This window comes from Neorhizobium galegae bv. orientalis str. HAMBI 540, assembly GCF_000731315.1.
GTDB classification, from domain to species: Bacteria; Pseudomonadota; Alphaproteobacteria; order Rhizobiales; family Rhizobiaceae; genus Neorhizobium; species Neorhizobium galegae.
This window is the reverse complement of the sequence record NZ_HG938353.1, coordinates 4,047,797-4,065,176: the sequence shown is the minus strand read 5'-3', so window position 1 is coordinate 4,065,176 and position 17,380 is coordinate 4,047,797. Positions and strand designations below refer to the sequence as shown.

Sequence of the window (17,380 nt, the reverse complement as noted above, 5' to 3'; positions counted from 1 at the left end):
CTTGCAACGCTCCATTCTCATTCTCGGCGGCACGGCGGAAGCCCGCGCGCTGGCCGGTAAACTCGCCAGCGATCCACGATTTGCCGTGGAGCTGTCGCTTGCCGGGCGCACGCGCGCGCCGGCCGAGCAACCCGTGCCGGTGCGTGTCGGCGGTTTTGGCGGTGCCGAAGGGCTTGCCGCCTATCTCACGCAAAAAGACATCTCCATCCTGATCGATGCGACGCATCCCTATGCAGCTCAGATTTCCCGCAATGGGGCCAAAGCCGCCGAGATTTCCGGTGTCCCGCTTGTCGCCCTGCGACGGTCGGCCTGGGTGAGGCAGCTCGGTGATCGCTGGATCGAAGTCGATAGCGTCACCGATGCGGTCAATGCCCTGGGAGAGGTGCCGCGAAAAGCATTCCTGACGCTCGGCCGGCAGGAACTTCTGCCCTTCGAGGCCGCGCCCCAGCACCACTACCTGGTCCGCAGCGTCGATCCGGTCGAGCCGCCGCTTTCCGTCCCGAACGCCGTCTATCTGACCGCGCGCGGTCCCTTCGAACAGGCGGACGAGGCCCGGCTTCTGCAGGACCACGGCATCGAGGCGATCGTCGCCAAGAACAGCGGCGGGCTGGCGAGCTACGGCAAGATCGCCGCTGCGCGCGAACTCGGTATCGATGTCGTCCTGATCCGCCGTCCGGACCTGCCGGATGTGCCGTCCGTCGAGACCGTGGAGGAGATGCTCGCTTGGCTCGATCATGCGCCGGTGCCCCTGAAATAACGGGGGGAATAAACGATCGGCCGCTGGTTCTCCCGCTCGATCACCCGCGTTTCCGCAGTGCCGACGATCACGCATGTCGCCATGTCGGCCATATCGCCTGTCGCTTCCGCAAGCGGCACGATCCGGATGACTTCATCCGGCCGGCCGGCGGCGCGGCCGAATATCACGGGCACACTGCCGGGCAGATGGGTGCGCAGAATGTCGAAGGCCTCGCCGAGCTGATGCGGGCGCGCCTTGCTGATCGGATTGTAGAAGGCCATCACGAAACCGGCCGTCGCCGCTGCGATCAGGCGTTTCTCGATCACATCCCAGGGCTTCAGATTGTTTGAAAGCGAGATGGCGCAGAAATCATGACCGAGCGGCGCACCGGCCTTGGCCGCCACCGCCAGCATGGCGGTAATGCCGGGAACGACCGAAAAATCGATCTCGCGCCACAGGGCCGGACCTTCGTCGATCGCCTCGCAGACTGCGGCGGCCATGGCGAACACGCCGGGGTCGCCGCCCGAGACGACACAGACCTTGCCGCCGCCCGCCGCCATTTCGAGCGCGGCGCGGGCGCGCGCCAGTTCCTCCCGGTTATCGGATGCATGGCGGCGCTGGTCGGGGCGGAGGTTCAAACGGTCGATATACGGGAAATAGCCGAAAAAATCCTCAGCAGCCGTCACGGCGGCGGCCGCCTCCGGCGACATCTGGTCGGGATTGCCAGGGCCGAGGCCAACGACGGTCAGCGAACCCGCTTTCATGGCCGGGCCTTCCAGCCGGGCACGAGGACGATCGAGAAATAGGGAGCCGGGCTCTCGTCGCGCTCTTCCAGACGTTGTGCTGCGCCGTTCGCCATCGTGCCGCGCTCGACATAAAGCGCGCCGGACAGCTTGCCGACGGAGGCCAGCGCCCGGCGGATTTTTGGCAGGTTGCGGCCGACCTTCATGATCACTGCGCCGTCGGTGTTTCCAAGCCGCTCCGCAAGCTTCTCCTCGGACAGGGTTCCCGGCAGCACGCTTAAAATATCGTCGCCCTGGACGAGCGGCATGCCGGTCATCGACCAGCAGCCGGACATGGCGGTAACGCCGGCGATAACTTCCGCGTGGTAGCGACCGGCCAGGCGCACATGCAGGTGCATGTAGGATCCGTAGAACAGCGGGTCCCCTTCGCTCAGCACCGCGACGTGCCTGCCCGCATCGAGATGCGCGGCGATGTCGTCCGCGGAGCGGTCGAAGAAATCGGCGATCGGGCCGCGATAATCGGCTTCGTCCTTGTGGGTCTCGACCGTGACCGGATAGACCAGCGGCAGCTCGAGCGTACCCGGCCGGATATGCGCCTCGACGATGGCGCGGCCGTTGCCGCTCGAGCCCTTCTTGCAGAAGAAGGCGATCACATCCGCTTCGTGGATGGCGCGCACCGCCTTCAGCGTCAGCAGTTCGGGATCGCCAGGCCCGGTGCCGACGCCGATGAGCCTGCCCTTGATGAGCGCGGCGTTCACAGTCCGGCCCTCGCCAGCGCGTTGACGCAGGCAGCCGTCATCGCCGAGCCGCCCATGCGGCCGCGCACGATCGCATAAGGGATACCAAGTGTCGCTTCCATCAGCGCCTCCTTGGATTCCGCCGCACCGACGAAACCGACCGGCATGCCGATGATCGCAGCCGGGCGCGGCGCGCCGGCGTCGAGCATTTCGAGTAGGTGGAAGAGCGCGGTCGGCGCATTGCCGATCGCGACGACTGCGCCTTCCATCTCGTCCCAGAGATCCAGCGCGGCAGCCGAGCGGGTGTTGCCGATGGTTTTGGCAAGCTCGATCGTGCGGCCGTCGCGCAGCGTGCAGATCACCTGGTTATGGGCCGGCAGGCGGGCGCGGGTAATGCCGTGCGCTACCATCTCGGCATCGCAATAGATCGGCTTGCCGGCATGCAGCGCGCCGCGTGCTTGCGCGACGAAATCCTTGGAAAACCTGAAATGCTGAGCCGCCTCGACCAGCCCGCAGGCATGAATCATGCGGACCGCGATCTCGGCCTGTTCCGACGAAAAAGGCGAGAGGTCCGCTTCCTCGCGGATGATCGCGAAGGACTTTTCGTAGATCGCGTCGCCTTCGCGAATGTAATCGTAACTGTTCATGATCTTCCTGACGTAACGGCCGCAGCAAGCCGGCGCGGTCCCAGACGGGCGAGGCAGGCTGCGGAATTTTCGCCGGCCTGCCGCTCGTTACGGACGAGATCGGCGATGCGGCGAAGGGAGTTGTTGGTATCGGCAAAAGCGACCGAGGCAAAGGGCTCGTCGGCCGCTTTTCCTTGTGTGATCAGCGAAAGGCCGGCGGTGGTTCCGCAAAGTGCAAGCGCTGACGGCTGCGGATAGGCGCAGCCCTTGGGGCAGCCGGTCACGTGCAGCTTGAACGAGCCGTCCAGCAGATCGCCGCACTCTTCCGCGGCCTTGGCAGCGAGTTCGTGTGTGGCGATGGCTGCGGAATTGCAGGCGGGACTTCCTGAGCAGGCCGCAATGGCCGAACGCGGATCGCTCGGCGAGGTGATGAAGCCGTTGCTGCCGGCAAAAGCGGTGAGCGCTTCGCAGGCGGTTTGAGCGCCAAAAAACAGCAGCGAATGGTCGAAGGCCGGTTTCAGGGACTGTATTCCCAGCCGCTCGGCCTCGTCGCAAAGAGCGATCAGGCTCTCGGCGTTTGTTTGACCGAAGGCCGGGCCGATGCCTGCCGCGAAACGGTGGCCGGAGAGGCGGAAGGTACCGAAAGGCGAGGCTGGCTGACCGGGTGCGCCGTTCGTGGGCAAGCCGGCGGCGAGATCGCGTCCCCTCGCCTTGGGTCCCTTTTCGCCGAGCTTTCGAAGCAGCGCCAAAATAGCGGAGACGGCCTCTGTTTCACGTAAAACATTGAAAACGCGGCCGGCTGTTTCGGTCCCGCCCAAAAGCAGGGTCCAGCGGATGCCTTCATCGCTGGAAACGGCGGCAAGCCGGATATCGGCCAGGAGGCCGGAAAGCCTGAGCCGTCCGCCACCGTCAACCACCACCGACATTTTTGGTGCGAGGCCGGGGATGTCGCGCGCACCCTGGCGGATCGCCTCGGCTATCGGACGCGGATCGGCGATCTCGGTGTCGTCCATCCCTGCCAGGGGCGGAGTTTCGACAGCAAGTCCCTCGCGAAGCGGCAGGTTCAGCACCCGGACATCGGCATCGAGAACGGGAGCCGAAGTCTCGTTCAGTCCCCGGACCTGCAGGTTGCCGCGGGCGGAAATATCGAGAATGCCGTTGCCATGGCGCCGCGCCAGCCGGCAGAGCTCCGCCAGTTCTGCTGGCGTGATGACATCGATCAGCGCGACGCGGGCGAGGAGCCCGTCGCCGGTCTGCATCGGGGTGGACAGGGCGGGGCAGGCGCCGCGGCGCATATCCGGCGTGCTTCGATCGAGGAAAAGCGTCGTCATGCGACCTTCTCCCGGGTGAGCATTTCGAGCTCGGCATCCACCGCGTTGCGGCGGGGATGCCAGAGGCCACGGCGAAGCGCCGAGCGGAACCGCGCGGCCATGAAGCGGGCGCCTTCGGGGTTCTGGCTCAGCAGGAAGTCGCGGACCTTTTCGTCGCCGAGATAGGCGTCGTAGGTCGCCTCGATCAGCGATTGCGGGATGGCATGGGTGGTTTCGGCAAAACCGATCAGGCGGTCGACAGTCTCCACCAGCTCGGCGGCGCCGCGCGGACCGTGGCGCATCTGGCCGGCGATGAAGCGCGGATTGACGGCGCGGGCGCGCACCACGCGGGTTACCGCTTCGGAAATCGAACGGGCACGAGGTTTTTGCGGATCGGTCGTGTCGAGTGCGATCACATCCGCCTTGCCGCCGAGTGCCGCGACCGCCGCCGCAAATCCGCCGATGAAGGCGACATCGGCCGAGCCGTCCAGCAGGTCGCGGCCCGGGTCGTCGCCGGTATGGACGAGAAGATCGGCGGTCCCGATGCGGTTCGCGAACTGGCCGGGCACGTGGCTGGTATCGCCCTCCGCGCCGCCGAAGGAATGGCTCGTCGCATCAAGATAGAAGCGGCCCAGTTCTTCGCGTTCGCCCCAAGTGCCGTCGGCGAGCTTTTCCTCGATGCCGGAGCCATAGGTGCCCGGTGCCGAGCCGAAGATGCGTGAGGGGACGTGCCTGAGCGTTTGTGTCTCTTCGGCCAGAGGATTGTCGCCCGGCGCCTCCTCGCGGCTGGCGATGGCGCGCATCGCGGCGTCGAGCAAGGCGATGAGAGCCGGAAACATGTCGCGGAACAGGCCGGAAATCCTCAGCGTCACGTCGACGCGCGGGCGGCCGAGCGCTGCCGGCGGCAGGACTTCGATGCCGGTGACGCGGCCTGTCGCCGTATCCTGCACGGGTCTCGCGCCCATCAGCGCCAGAACCTGGGCCACTTCCTCGCCGCCACTGCGCAGAGACGCGCTGCCCCAGAGGTCGAAGACGAGGCTTTTCGGCCAGTCGCCGTGATCCTGGAGATAACGCCGCAGGATTTCATCCGCGGCGCGTTTGCCGAGTTCGAAGGCGGTCGGCGTCGGCAGGGTGCGCGGATCGCTGGCGAAGAGGTTGCGGCCGGTCGGCATGACGTCGCGCCTACCGCGCGCCGGGGCGCCGGATGGGCCGGGACGGATATGTTTTCCGTCCAGTGCGTCGAGCAAGGCTTGACGTTCGGTTTCGGCGCTGCGGATTCGCAATGGATCGTCATCGCCTGGCGCTGCCTGCCCAAAGATGTGCTGGCCGTCCTTGATCGCAAAATCCTTAAGATCACAGAGAAAGGCATCGATGCGGGTGAGCGCCGTATCCGGATCGTCACTGCTTGAAACGCCGGCCTCGCCGGCCAGTCCGGTGTTGCGGGCGGTTTCGACGATCAGCTTGGCCAGCCGGTCGCGGCGGCGGCGATCGAGCCCGTCGGCCTGGGCATACTCGTCGACCAGCAGTTCGAGCTTTTTCTGCTCATCGGAAAGTCCGGCACCGGCCAGAACCGGCGGCAGATGGCCGATGGTGACGGCGGCGATCCGCCGTTTGGCGACCGCCGCCTCGCCCGGATTGGAGACGATGAAGGGATAGATGACCGGCAGGCCGCCGGTGACGATCTCCGGAAAACAATCCTTCGACAGCGCCACGGTCTTGCCCGGCAGCCATTCGAGTGTTCCGTGCGCACCCACATGGACGATCGCATGCGCGCGACAAGTCTCGCGCATCCATTGGCCGAAGGCGATCAGTGCGTGGCGCGGAGGAAGGTCCGGGCTGTGATAGTCGGCGCGGCGCTGGGCGTTGCGGCCGCGGTCGGGCGCGAGCGCGACGGTGATATTGCCGAAGCTCGCGATACGGAAACGGAAAATGCCGTCTTCCAGGTCTTCATCGGCTTCGGGGGTACCCCAAGCCGCCTCCACCATAGGCACGGAGCTGTAGGCTGCGAGCGCATGGGTGGCGGATTTTGCACTCAGGTGATCGAGAAGGTCACGCGAGGTCTCGGGAATATCCGAAATATCATAGCCGGCTACGGATAGCTCGCGCATCATCACGAGTACGCTTTGCGGCACGTCGAGGCCGACGGCATACCCGGTGCGCCCCGGGGCACTCGGATAGTCCGGCATGAGGATGACGATCTTACGCTCGGCACGAGGTGCTGCCTTCAGCCGGACGAAGGCGGCGATACGGTCGACGACCTGTTCGACTCGGTCCGGTTCCGGCTGGTTGACGAGGTTGGCGGAGCTTTCGCCTGCCTTGAAGGAGATCGCGCCGGCAAGGATGCGTCCGTCGAGCTCGGGCAGGACGACGTGCATGGCGAGGTCGGCGGGGTTGAGGCCGCGCCGGTTCTCCGTCCAGCCATCGCGGCGGGTCGTAGCGACAACGATCTGGAAGACCGGCACGCCGGTGCGGTCGAAAATCGTTTCACCGTTGCCGTCGGTGCCGCTGGCAAAGGCGGTGGTGGAAAGGATGGCCGCAGATTTCAGGTCCGAGACGGCCTGTTCGACGAAAGCCAGTGCATCCGGCTCCTTCAGTCCGCCGACGAAGATCGGCACAGGTGCAAAACCGCGCTTTTTCAGCGCTTCGAACAGCGCTTCGATCGGCGCCGCGTCATTCGCAAGTAGCATGGAGCGGTAGAACAGGATCGGCAAGCGCGGCGCATCCGGCGCAAAGCAGGCCAGCAGGTCGTTGGCCTCAACGATGCCTTTTCCGGGCAGGTAGTAGCCAGCTTTCGGCACCGGGGCTGCCTGCAGCAGCGGTTCCGTTTTGCCTTCGGCCAGCGTCGTCAGCAACCTCGCCAGAAGCCGCATATTGGCCGGCCCACCTTCGCGGAAGCAGCTCAGGATGCCGGTGATCTGCTCTTCCGAAACAGTCGAGGCCGCGGTCAACCTTTCGTCGCGGATGCTGCATTCGCCGGGCAGCAGCGCCAGCGCGATCTTTTTCCGCTTCGCCATGCGCGAAAGCTCCTCGACGCCATAAGCCCAGCGGTCGTATCCGCCGAGAATACGCACGAGGATGACCTTGGCATGGGTAGCCGTCTTCTCGATCCAGAGATCGACCGACATCGGGTGGCGAAGGTCGGAGAGATTGGTGAGGCAGAGGCTTGAGGACCGCTGATGCTCGTTTCTACCGTGGTGACCCCCCTCTGGCCTGCCGGCCATCTCCCCCTCAAGGGGGGAGATCGAATCGCGGCCACGCCACGCCTCACTCCGGCGCTGGTTTTTGAGGGAGGCGGGTGCGTCTTGCTGATCTCCCCCCTTGAGGGGGAGATGGCCGGCAGGCCAGAGGGGGGTATCCAAACCGCCGTGCCCAGCCGAATTCCAGACGGCGGAAAGGCCGTTCAGGTCGCTACCGGAAAAGGACAGCACCACCACATCGGCCGGCGACTGGTTGAGGTCGACCGGTTCGATCAGGTCGTCAAGCGACGACGATGTGGTGGCGAGTATGTGCATCCTTCCCTCGGGCCTTCTTATGCGGCCAGCATCCTTTCGATCGCGGCGCGGTCGATGCCTTTTTCGCCGATCACGACAAGGCGGCTTGTCCGCGCTTCGCCGGGTGCCCAGGCGCGGTCGAAATAATGGTTCACGCGCGATCCTACCGCCTGAACCTGCAGGCGCATCGGCTTGTTCGCGACTTCCACGAAGCCTTTTATGCGCAGCACGTTTTCCGCCTCCGCCGTGGCGGAGATGCGGGCGGCGAGCTGTTCGGCATCGGTGACGGCGACCAGATCGACGACGAAGCTGTCGAAATCGTCGTGATCGTGGTCGAGTTCGTCGTCGTGATGGGTCTTGCGGTTTTCGATATCGTCCTCGACGGCAAGGCCGAGCCCGATCAGCACCGCCGGGTCGATCGCGCCATTGGCGGCCGACACGATTTTGACGGCGCGCGGCAGATGTGCGGACACGCGATCCCTGGCGGTCGCGAGGCCGGCGGCATCCAGGAGGTCGCTCTTGGTGAGCACGATCATGTCGGCGCAGGCCACCTGGTCCTCGAACACTTCCTCGACCGGATCGTCGTGATCGATGGAGCCGTCCGCGTCACGCTGCGCTTCCAGCGCCTTGTGATCGTCGGCAACACGACCTTCGGCGAGCGCCAGTCCGTCGACCACGGCAATCACCGCATCGACCGTTACTCGGGCTTTCACGTCAGGCCACTGGAAGGCCTGGACGAGGGGCTTCGGCAGCGCGAGCCCGGAGGTCTCGATGAGGATGTGATCGACGCGAGGTTCGATGGCCAGGATACGGTCGATCGCCGGCACGAAATCGTCGGCGACCGTGCAGCAGATGCAGCCGTTGGCAAGCTCGATGATGTTGTCTTCCGGGCAGCTTTCGATGCCGCAGCCCTTCAGCACGTCGCCGTCGATGCCGACATCGCCGAATTCGTTGACGATGATCGCCAGCCGCTTGCCTTTCAGGTTTTCGATCAGGTTGCGGATCAGCGTGGTCTTGCCGGCTCCCAGAAACCCGGTAACGACGGTGCAGGGAACGCGGTCGAACGAAACGCTCATGATGGCATGTCCTCGTGGTGATGAAAGGGTGGAATACGGGCCGTCATGCCCTTGCCGCGCAGGCAGGTCGGACGGCCGCGAAGGGGAAGGAAGCCGCGCTCGTCCTCGGCCAGCATCATCGCGCCGGTGACGATGTCCTCGACATTGTCGAGCGAGAGATGGCCGAAGACATAGGACCAGCCGCTCTTGTGATTGAAGGCGGCACTCGGGCTTTTTTCGCAATTGGCAAGGCAGGTGACCGGCTTGATCGCAAGCGGCTTGCCGCTTGCTGCCTCGCGCAGCGCCGCGATCAGTGCGATGCCCGGCCGGATTTCGCCGTCGGACGCGTCACGGCAATTGGTGCAGACGAAAATCGTCACATCTGCCAGGCCGGCGGTTGCCGGATCATCTGGTCGGTGGTCACTCATCGGTCAGCCGCGTTCCCGCCGGGGTCGAAAAATCGGGGCGCGGAGCAGAAGGTCGAAATCCCTCTGCGGTGATCGAGAAACTTCCTCCGGAGCACCCCGCCCGGTGAAGCAAAATTAATCGGACGGCAGGTCTCCTGGCTCGCGGGTCGTCGCCATTTGCCTGCCTTCCCAGGATACCGTTGGCCGGATTTCCCAGTGGCTTGACGGCCAAATGGCCGTTTTAGGCAATGGCTCGCCGCCTACAGTTGCGGGGGCAGCCGCGGCATTGATCCTGAATAAGGGATCGCACCGCATTCTCTCTTAGCCCTCCCCGTTGCCGGAAAGGGACCATCTCCTCTCAACTAAGCCCGGTCGCAGGCCCATGTCAATGCGTCGCAAAGGCGATTGCCGTGACGCCGAATTCGTCTATAGTGACCGAGCCTATGGTGCCCGAAAGGGTTTTAGAGGGAATGCGGTGCGACGGAATTCCGCCGTCCAACCCGCGGCTGCCCCCGCAACTGTAAGCGGAAAGTCTTCGACCAAAACGGCCGTCCGGCCGTCAAGCCACTGGGAAATCCGGCCAACGGACTCCTGGGAAGGCGGGAGAAGGCGTCCGATCCGCGAGCCAGGAGACCTGCCAGAGGCGGCAAAGAACGTGAACGGCCCTCGGGTGGAGGGCGAAAGGACGAGACCATGGTACTGAATTCTGCTGCAGCTGCAGTCACCATTTCCGCTTCGAAGATCATTCCCCTCAGCATGACGGCCTTGCTCGGCCTGTTCATCGTTGGCTTTGTCGGCTTCTCGCATCTGGAAGTCGTCCACAATGCCGCGCATGACACGCGCCACTCGCTCGCCTTCCCCTGCCACTGAGGAGTTCTCCCAAATGTCGTTGTTTCGCAACATCGTCTTCACGGCGGTGATCGCCGGGCTTTTGTCCGGATTGCTGCTGACCGTGATGCAGAGCTTCTCCACCGTGCCGCTGATCCTGCAGGCGGAAGTGTTCGAAAATGCCGCGCCCGAAGCGGGGCACAGCCATGACGCGGCGCCGGCAGCAGGTGCCACGGCATCCGCTGCCGAGCATCACCATGGCGAGGAAGCCTGGGCTCCCGCCGATGGCTTCGAGCGTTTCATCTACACGCTTGCGGCGGACATGCTGTCGGCTATCGGTTTTGCCCTTGTCCTCATTGCTGCCTCGGAAGCGTTCGGCGGCTTCAAGGGCTGGCGTGGCGGTCTGATGTTCGGCATTGCCGGCTTCCTCGCCGTCATCCTTGCGCCCGGCCTTGGCCTGCCGCCGGAATTGCCCGGCATGCCGGCTGCGGAACTCGGCCCGCGCCAGATCTGGTGGGTCTCGACGGCTGTCTGCACCGCGATTGGCCTCGGCCTGCTCGTCTACACACGCTCGGCCGTATTTGCAGCGCTTGCGATCGTGCTGCTGATGGCCCCGCATCTGGTCGGCGCGCCGCTGCCGCCCAGCCATGAAACGGCCGTCCCGATGGATCTCTATGCCCGCTTCGTCAACGCCGTCTATGCCACCAACCTGGTGTTCTGGGCGGTGCTCGGTGCGCTGGCCGGTGTCGTCCGCGAAAAGTTCCGCGCTGGCGAGGAGGCTTCTGCCGGATCTTCGGCGAAGCTCGTCTCCCGGTGAAGGAGATCGACGAGGCGTCCGTCGAGCGTCACCGCGCCAAGATGGCGAACCGCAAGGCGGTTCAGGATGCGGAAGTGGCAGAGAAGACCCAGGAAAAGGGTCTTCTCATCGTCCATACCGGCTCGGGCAAGGGTAAATCCACCGCGGCTTTCGGCTTGGCGCTGCGCATGCTCGGTAACAACCGCCGGGTCGGCGTCGTGCAGTTCATCAAGGGCGCCTGGTCGACCGGGGAGCAGCCGGCGCTTGCCGTCTTCGGTGACCGCGTCGTTTGGCACACGATGGGCGAGGGTTTTACCTGGGAGACCCAGGACCTGAAGCGCGATGTCGCGGCGGCGGAAAAGGCCTGGGAAAAGGCACTCGACCTGATGGCGGACGAGACGATCGGGCTAGTCATCCTCGACGAACTCAACATCGCGCTCCGTTATGACTATCTCGATCTCGACAGGATCGTCGCCGCGCTACAGGCACGGCGGCCGGATCTGCATGTGGTCGTCACCGGCCGCAACGCCAAGCCGGCGCTGATCGAGGCTGCCGACATGGTGACCGAGATGTCGCTGGTCAAGCACCACTTCAAGGCGGGCGTGAAGGCCCAGGCCGGCATCGAGTTTTAGCCATGGTTCGGGTCAAGCCAGCTCGGGCGCTGATGTTTCAGGGAACGGGCTCGGATGTGGGCAAGTCGCTGGTCGTGGCCGGGCTTGCCCGCGCCTTTACGCTGCGCGGCCTGAAGATCATGCCGTTCAAGCCGCAGAACATGTCGAACAATGCCGCGGTCACCGCGGATGGCGGCGAAATCGGCCGGGCGCAGGCGCTGCAGGCGCGTGCCGCCGGCGCACCGCTCAGCGTCCACATGAACCCGGTGCTCCTGAAGCCGCAGAGCGAGGTGGGTGCGCAGGTCGTGGTGCAAGGCAGGGTCGAAGGCAATGCCAAGGCCGCCGAGTATCAGATACTCAAACGGACGCTGATGCCGCGGGTTCTCGAAAGTTTCGGGCTTCTTCGCAATCAGGCCGATCTGGTGTTGATCGAAGGTGCCGGCAGCGCCTCGGAAATCAATCTTCGCCAGAACGACATCGCCAATATGGGGTTCGCGCGGGCCGCCGACGTGCCGGTGGTGCTGATCGGCGATATCGACCGCGGCGGGGTGATCGCCAGCCTTGCCGGCACCAGGCTGGTGCTCGATCCCGAAGATGCGGCAATGATCCGGGGCTTTATCGTCAATCGGTTTCGGGGCGACCCAGCCCTGTTCGCAGACGGCATGCGGATGATCGGGGAACTCACGGGCTGGCATTCGGTCGGGCTGTTGCCGCATTTTGCCGATGCGGCCCGGCTGCCGGCCGAAGATGCGCTCGGCCTCAATACGCCTTCCGTGCGGAAGGCTGGTGCGAGGATCAGGATCGCGGTGCCGATCCTGCCGCATATCTCCAATTTCGATGATCTCGATCCGCTGGAAGCGGAGCCGGATGTCGATCTCATCCGGGTCCGGCCGGGGCAGGTCATTCCCGGCGATTGCGATCTCGTGCTGCTGGTGGGCTCGAAGGCGACGATATTCGATCTGCGGGCGCTGAAGGCGGCAGGGTTCGACGTGGATATTGCGGCGCATGTTCGGCGCGGGGGGCGAGTTTTGGGCCTTTGCGGCGGTTATCAGATGCTTGGTAAAGCGATTTCCGATCCGGAAGGAACGGAAGGACCGCCGGGCTCGATCGAAGGGCTAGCCCTGCTGGATGTCGAGACGGTTCTCGCGGGCGATAAACGGCTGGAGGCCGTTGCGGGTGCGAGCTTCGACGGAATCTCCCTGTCCGGGTATGAAATGCATATCGGGCGAACCACCGGTGCCGATTGCAGGCGGTCTTTTGCGACAATCGGCGGTAACCCGGAAGGTGCGATATCGGCGGATGGCCGGGTCTGGGGCACTTACCTCCACGGTCTGTTTTCCGACGACCGGCAGCGGTCGGCCTGGCTGACGCGGCTTGGTGGCTCGGCATCAGGCCTCGATTACGAGGCAGGCGTGGACGCGGTGTTGGACCGGCTGGCCGGCCATATGGAAAAGCATCTCGATCTGGATGGGCTGCTCAAACTTGCCAGATGATCCACGCCAAAAGGCCGAAAAGGCCGATCAGCAGAGCGTCGGCGACGCGGGCGAGTTTCAGCGCGCGGCGGATGTCGTCGTAGGTGAGCTCGGAGCGCCCGCCCTCGCCCATGAACCGTGCCTCGATCATCTGTCCGCCATAGCTGCGCGGCCCGGCGAGGGCGATGCCGAGCGCGCCGGCCATCGCCGCTTCCGGCCAGCCGGCATTCGGCGACCGGTGATGGCGGGCATCCCGCCTGATGGCGCGGATCGCGTTGCCCGGCGAGGCGTGATCGATGAAACCCGCAGCGACCACGAAAAGAAGGGCGCTCAGGCGCGAGGCGGGCAGGTTGATGAGATCGTCGAAACGGGCCGCCGCCCAGCCGAAGGCTTCGTAACGCGGCAGCTTGTGGCCGATCATGCTGTCGGCGGTATTGGCCGCCTTGTAGCCGACGCCGCCCGCAAGACCGCCGATCCCCATCCAGAAGGCCGGCGCCACGACGCCGTCCGAAAAATTCTCGGCCAGGCTCTCGATCGCTGCCCGGCAGACGGCCGCTTCGTCGAGCTTTTCCGGATCGCGCCCAACGATTTTCGAGACCGCTTTCCGCCCGGCATCCAGGCCTCCGTATCGCAGCGCCGTCGCGACGGCCTCGACATGGGTTTCAAGGCTCTTCTGCGCCGGCAAGCTCGCAGCGATCAGAACCAGCAGGATCGGCCCAAAGGGGATCATTCTCAGGTCGTATTCGATCACCAGGCCGAGCAGGATGGTGATGCCGAGAAGTGCCAGAAGCGCGTATACGCCCTTTCGCTTGCGCGTGGAGAAGTCGTCGCTTTCGCGGTTCAGATCGCGGTCGAGCCGGGATATCAGTGCGCCGATCCAGGTGACCGGATGGCCGATGCGCCGGAACAGCCAGTCCGGATAACCCACGATGCGCTCCGTGATCAGGGCGAAAAATGCGAGAAGGAACATGAAGTTGGCAGGCCCTGAGATTGGCGATGAAATTGGCGATCCGATACAGCACGGCGGCAATCTTTCCCGCGCCCGGACGCTGTTTCGCCACGCGCCTGAACCCTGGGTCGATCTCTCCACCGGTATCAGCCCGCATTCCTATCCGTATTCGCCCCTGCCCGACAATGCTTTCGCGCGACTGCCCGACGTCGCATCGGCGGAAAGGCTGAAGGCCCTTGCCGCCGCTGCCTACGGCGCGCCGTCGGTGGCACATGTCGCGGCGGGGCCGGGAACGCAGATCCTGCTGCCGATGGTTGCCGATCTGATCGCCCGGACAGGCCGGGCTGCGGTTCTTTCTCCGACCTATGCGGAGCATGCCCGAGCGGCTCGGCTTTCCGGTTTCGAGGTCACCGAAACCGACGATCTGGATCGGCTGGCGGAAGCGGACCTCGCGGTCATCGTCAATCCCAACAATCCGACCGGGCGCATCGTCCCGCGTGCCGACCTTCGGGCGCTCGCAGCAGTCATGCGCGCGAAGGGCGGGCTGCTGGTCGTCGATGAAGCGTTCATGGATGTCTCGGACGCGTCGAGCGTCACCGACGCGGTGGATGCCGGCGGGCTGGTGGTGCTGCGCTCCTTCGGCAAGTTCTACGGCATGGCCGGCCTTCGGCTCGGCTTCGTGATTTCGCATCCGGAAACCGTGGCGAAAATCGAGAACCGGCTCGGTCCCTGGGCGGTGTCCGGTCCGGCATTGCACGTGGCGAACGAGGCACTCGCCGATGTCGGATGGCAGTGCGCGATGCGGCTGAGGCTTAGAGAGGATGCGGCGCGGCTGGATGCCCTGCTCGGTGCTGCGGGAATACCCGTCACGGACGGGACGTCGCTGTTCCGCTTCATCCGCGATCCGCGCGCGCCGGCGGTTTTCCGGCATCTTGGAGAGCGGGGCATTCTGGTGCGCCGGTTCGAGGAACGGCCCAATGATCTGAGGATCGGCCTTCCCTGCGAGAACGACTGGCCGCGGCTCGAAGGAGCCTTGAAAACTATTTAGCCGGCGAAGTGAATTTGTCGTGCCAGGCGATCTGGGCATTTGCATTGGGCAAAGCAGTTGCCTCGTAGACGCCACGGGCCACGGCGCGGGCGGTCACCAGCGTCGCCAGATGGCAGATTTCCATGAAATCCGATGGCTCGCTCAGCGGTTTCGCACCGGTCGCCGTCGAAAAGATCGTGTCGCCATCGAAGGGCAGGTGCGCCGGCAGGATCGCCCGGGCGAGGCCGTCATGGGCGAGGATGGAAAGCCGGTGCGCCTGTGCCTTGGTCAGCACGGCATCGGTGACGATGACGCCTATCGTCGTCGACGTCACATTGCGGCCCTTGAGGCGCATGCGATTGTCGAAGGTCGGAGGCATTCCAAGCCCGCCGAATTCATTGCCTTCTTCAAAGGGAGCGGCCCAGAAATGCGGGCCTTCGCCAATCGTCGCCGAGCCAAGGGCATTGGCGGCAATCAGTGCCGCGACCGTATGGCCTGTCGAAGTCCGGGCGCTTGCCGAGCCGATGCCGCCCTTGAACGTCGCCGTCGTGGCACCCGTTCCAGATCCGATGGTTCCGAGTGCGAACGGACCCTTGGCGGCGGCCCTGAACGCTTCGTAGCCCATCTCGCGATAGGGCGAGTGAAGACCCCAGTCCTTGTTGCCGCCGTTCAGGAGATCCATCAGGATCGCCTGCGGCACGATCGGCACGCGGACGCTGCCGACCTGGAAACCGCGGCCGATTTCGCGCAGGCCCGACTGTACGCCGCCGGCCGCATCGAGACCGAAGGCAGAACCGCCCGATAGCACGAAGGCATCGACCGTCTGCACGGTCATGGACGGATCGAGCAGAGCTGTGTCCCGCCCGCCCGGGGCGCCGCCGAGCACCGAGCCGGAGGCGATTGCCGGTTCGTCGAACACGATCGCGGTGACGCCCGAACCCAAGGCAAGATCGGTGGCATGGCCAACGGCCACGCCCTCGATATCGGTCAGCAGGTTCAGCGGTTCGGCCATCGGTTATTCGATGTCGAACTTGACGCCCTGCGCGAGCGGCAGGGTGCGGCCGTAGTTCAGCGTGTTGGTGGCGCGGCGCATATAGACGCGCCATGCGTCGGAGCCGGATTCACGGCCGCCGCCGGTTTCCTTCTCGCCGCCGAACGCTCCGCCGATTTCGGCACCCGAGGGGCCGATATTGACGTTGGCGATGCCGCAATCCGAGCCGCGGGCGGAGACGAAGGTTTCCGCCTCGCGCATGTCGTTGGTGAAGATCGAGGAGGAAAGGCCCTGCGGCACGTCGTTGTGCAGGGCGAGCGCCTCGTCAAAGCTCGAATACTTCATCACGTAGAGGATCGGGGCAAAGGTCTCGTCCTTGACCGGACCGGACTGGGCCGGCATCTCGACGATCGCCGGGCGGACGTAATAGGCGTCTGCCGCCTCGTCCTGGTGAACACGTTCGCCACCGGTCACCTTGCCGCCTTCGGCCCTGGCGGCTTCCAGCGCCTTCTGCATCTTGTCGTAAGCGGCCTTGTCGATCAGCGGGCCGACGAGATTGCCGTTTTCGAGCGGGCTGCCGATCGTCACGGACTGGTAGGCCTTGGCGAGGCGCGGCACCAGCGTTTCATAGACGCTGTCATGCACGAAGAGGCGGCGGAGCGAGGTGCAGCGCTGGCCGGCCGTGCCCATGGCGGAAAAGGCGACGCCGCGGAGCGTCAGGTCGAGATCGGCGGTCGGGGCGACGATCGCGGCATTGTTGCCGCCGAGTTCCAGCAGCGAGCGGGCGAAGCGCGACGCCAGCCGCGGGCCGACAGCGCGGCCCATCGCGGTGGAACCGGTCGCGGAAACCAGCGGGATCTTGTCGTGGTCGACCAGGACTTCGCCGATATCGCGGCCGCCGATCAGGACGGTCGAGAGGTTCTTCGGGGCCTTCCCGCCATCCGCGACGAAACGGGCGAGCGCCTTTTCGAAGATCGCCTGGGTGGCGAGCGCGGTCAGCGGGGTCTTTTCCGACGGCTTCCAGACGGTGGAATTGCCGCAGACGATGGCGAGCGCCGCATTCCAGGACCAGACGGCGACCGGGAAGTTGAAGGCGGAAATGATGCCGATCGCGCCGAGCGGATGCCAGGTCTCCATCATCCGGTGTTCGGAACGTTCGGTGGCGATCGTCAGGCCGTAGAGCTGGCGGGACAGGCCGACCGCGAAATCGCAGATGTCGATCATTTCCTGCACTTCACCGAGGCCTTCGGAGGTGACCTTGCCGACTTCGATGGAGACCAGCCGGCCGAGTGCGGTCTTGGCCGCGCGCAGTTCCTCGCCGAGCAGGCGGATCAGTTCGCCGCGCTTCGGAGCCGGTACCAGCCGCCACTCGAGGAAGGCCGCGTGGGCGGCATCGATCGCCTTTGCGGCGCCTGCGGCGGTTTCTTCGCGCAGTTTGCCGATTTCCAGGCCGGTGATCGGCGAACGGACGGCGAGCGTGCCGCCGGTATAGCTTTCGGCTTTCACGCCGAGATCGCTCAGGATGGCTTTTACCTCAGCAGCGAGATCGAGAGTGGCGAGCGTCATGTCAGTCTCCGGATGTGTAATTTTCATCAATCTAC

At 65.0% G+C, this 17,380-nt stretch carries 16 protein-coding genes and 2 riboswitches; of the genes, 6 read left to right on the top strand and 10 right to left on the bottom strand.

Annotated features, from left to right (window positions below; translation table 11 throughout):
* The first annotated feature begins 1 nt into the window (after position 1).
* Positions 2–757 (top strand): cobalt-precorrin-6A reductase, encoded by a 756-nt coding sequence (locus RG540_RS19610; RefSeq protein WP_038591398.1) that lies wholly within the window; start codon positions 2–4, stop codon positions 755–757.
* Here RG540_RS19610 and RG540_RS19605 read toward each other — a convergent pair.
* From RG540_RS19605 to RG540_RS19575, 7 genes are read right to left on the bottom strand one after another with little or no spacing between them, the layout of a single operon-like run.
* The gene (locus RG540_RS19605; RefSeq protein ID WP_038591395.1) at positions 733–1,500 is read right to left on the bottom strand and encodes a precorrin-3B C(17)-methyltransferase; all 768 of its coding nucleotides are present in this window, start codon (positions 1,498–1,500) and stop codon (positions 733–735) included. The genes RG540_RS19610 and RG540_RS19605 overlap by 25 nt on opposite strands.
* Positions 1,497–2,237, bottom strand: coding sequence for a precorrin-2 C(20)-methyltransferase (locus RG540_RS19600; RefSeq protein ID WP_038591392.1), 741 nt, complete (start codon positions 2,235–2,237; stop codon positions 1,497–1,499). The genes RG540_RS19605 and RG540_RS19600 overlap by 4 nt, the downstream gene beginning before the upstream one ends.
* Positions 2,234–2,863: a precorrin-8X methylmutase gene (locus tag RG540_RS19595; protein ID WP_038591389.1), complete on the bottom strand. Its 630-nt coding sequence runs from the start codon at positions 2,861–2,863 to the stop codon at positions 2,234–2,236. Before RG540_RS19595 ends, RG540_RS19600 begins: the two co-directional genes overlap by 4 nt.
* Positions 2,860–4,173 carry a precorrin-3B synthase gene (gene cobG / locus RG540_RS19590; RefSeq protein WP_038591387.1) on the bottom strand — a complete coding sequence of 438 codons (1,314 nt, stop codon included), beginning with the start codon at positions 4,171–4,173 and terminating at the stop codon, positions 2,860–2,862. The genes RG540_RS19595 and cobG overlap by 4 nt, the downstream gene beginning before the upstream one ends.
* Positions 4,170–7,664 carry a cobaltochelatase subunit CobN gene (cobN, locus tag RG540_RS19585; RefSeq protein ID WP_038591384.1) on the bottom strand — a complete coding sequence of 1,165 codons (3,495 nt, stop codon included), beginning with the start codon at positions 7,662–7,664 and terminating at the stop codon, positions 4,170–4,172. The genes cobG and cobN overlap by 4 nt, the downstream gene beginning before the upstream one ends.
* A gap of 17 nt (positions 7,665–7,681) precedes the next feature.
* Positions 7,682–8,719: a cobalamin biosynthesis protein CobW gene (gene cobW, locus RG540_RS19580; protein WP_038591382.1), complete on the bottom strand. Its 1,038-nt coding sequence runs from the start codon at positions 8,717–8,719 to the stop codon at positions 7,682–7,684.
* The gene (locus tag RG540_RS19575) at positions 8,716–9,126 is read right to left on the bottom strand and encodes a DUF1636 family protein (RefSeq protein ID WP_038591379.1); all 411 of its coding nucleotides are present in this window, start codon (positions 9,124–9,126) and stop codon (positions 8,716–8,718) included. Before RG540_RS19575 ends, cobW begins: the two co-directional genes overlap by 4 nt.
* A 107-nt stretch (positions 9,127–9,233) precedes the next feature.
* A riboswitch (cobalamin riboswitch) is annotated at positions 9,234–9,473 on the bottom strand.
* A 59-nt stretch (positions 9,474–9,532) separates the two neighbouring features.
* Positions 9,533–9,761: riboswitch (cobalamin riboswitch) on the top strand.
* Between the two features lie 37 nt (positions 9,762–9,798).
* Here RG540_RS19575 and RG540_RS19570 point away from each other — a divergent pair.
* Genes RG540_RS19570 through RG540_RS19555 form a run of 4 tightly spaced genes read left to right on the top strand, consistent with a single transcriptional unit; the run spans position 9,799 to position 12,833 of the window.
* Positions 9,799–9,975, top strand: a complete 177-nt coding sequence (locus tag RG540_RS19570; RefSeq protein ID WP_038591377.1) for a CbtB domain-containing protein — start codon at positions 9,799–9,801, stop codon at positions 9,973–9,975.
* A gap of 13 nt (positions 9,976–9,988) precedes the next feature.
* A complete protein-coding gene (locus RG540_RS19565) occupies positions 9,989–10,750 on the top strand; it encodes a CbtA family protein (RefSeq protein ID WP_038591374.1) in 762 nt (253 codons plus the stop codon).
* A 41-nt stretch (positions 10,751–10,791) separates the two neighbouring features.
* Positions 10,792–11,361 carry a cob(I)yrinic acid a,c-diamide adenosyltransferase gene (gene cobO / locus RG540_RS19560; protein ID WP_244446696.1) on the top strand — a complete coding sequence of 190 codons (570 nt, stop codon included), beginning with the start codon at positions 10,792–10,794 and terminating at the stop codon, positions 11,359–11,361.
* Between the two features lie 2 nt (positions 11,362–11,363).
* On the top strand, positions 11,364–12,833 hold the full coding sequence (locus RG540_RS19555; RefSeq protein ID WP_038591369.1) for a cobyric acid synthase: 1,470 nt from the start codon (positions 11,364–11,366) through the stop codon (positions 12,831–12,833).
* Here the strand turns inward: RG540_RS19555 and cbiB are convergent.
* Positions 12,817–13,782: an adenosylcobinamide-phosphate synthase CbiB gene (cbiB, locus tag RG540_RS19550; RefSeq protein WP_038591367.1), complete on the bottom strand. Its 966-nt coding sequence runs from the start codon at positions 13,780–13,782 to the stop codon at positions 12,817–12,819. The two genes, RG540_RS19555 and cbiB, sit on opposite strands and share 17 nt — an antisense overlap.
* Here cbiB and cobD point away from each other — a divergent pair.
* Positions 13,781–14,809, top strand: coding sequence for a threonine-phosphate decarboxylase CobD (cobD, locus tag RG540_RS19545; protein WP_046601280.1), 1,029 nt, complete (start codon positions 13,781–13,783; stop codon positions 14,807–14,809). The genes cbiB and cobD overlap by 2 nt on opposite strands.
* Here cobD and RG540_RS19540 read toward each other — a convergent pair.
* Together RG540_RS19540 and amaB are read right to left on the bottom strand one after the other, a co-directional pair.
* Entirely contained in the window at positions 14,802–15,800 is a 999-nt protein-coding gene (locus RG540_RS19540) for a P1 family peptidase (RefSeq protein WP_038591365.1), read from the bottom strand. The genes cobD and RG540_RS19540 overlap by 8 nt on opposite strands.
* 3 nt (positions 15,801–15,803) lie before the next feature.
* Entirely contained in the window at positions 15,804–17,345 is a 1,542-nt protein-coding gene (amaB, locus tag RG540_RS19535; protein ID WP_038591362.1) for an L-piperidine-6-carboxylate dehydrogenase, read from the bottom strand.
* Positions 17,346–17,380 lie beyond the last annotated feature (35 nt).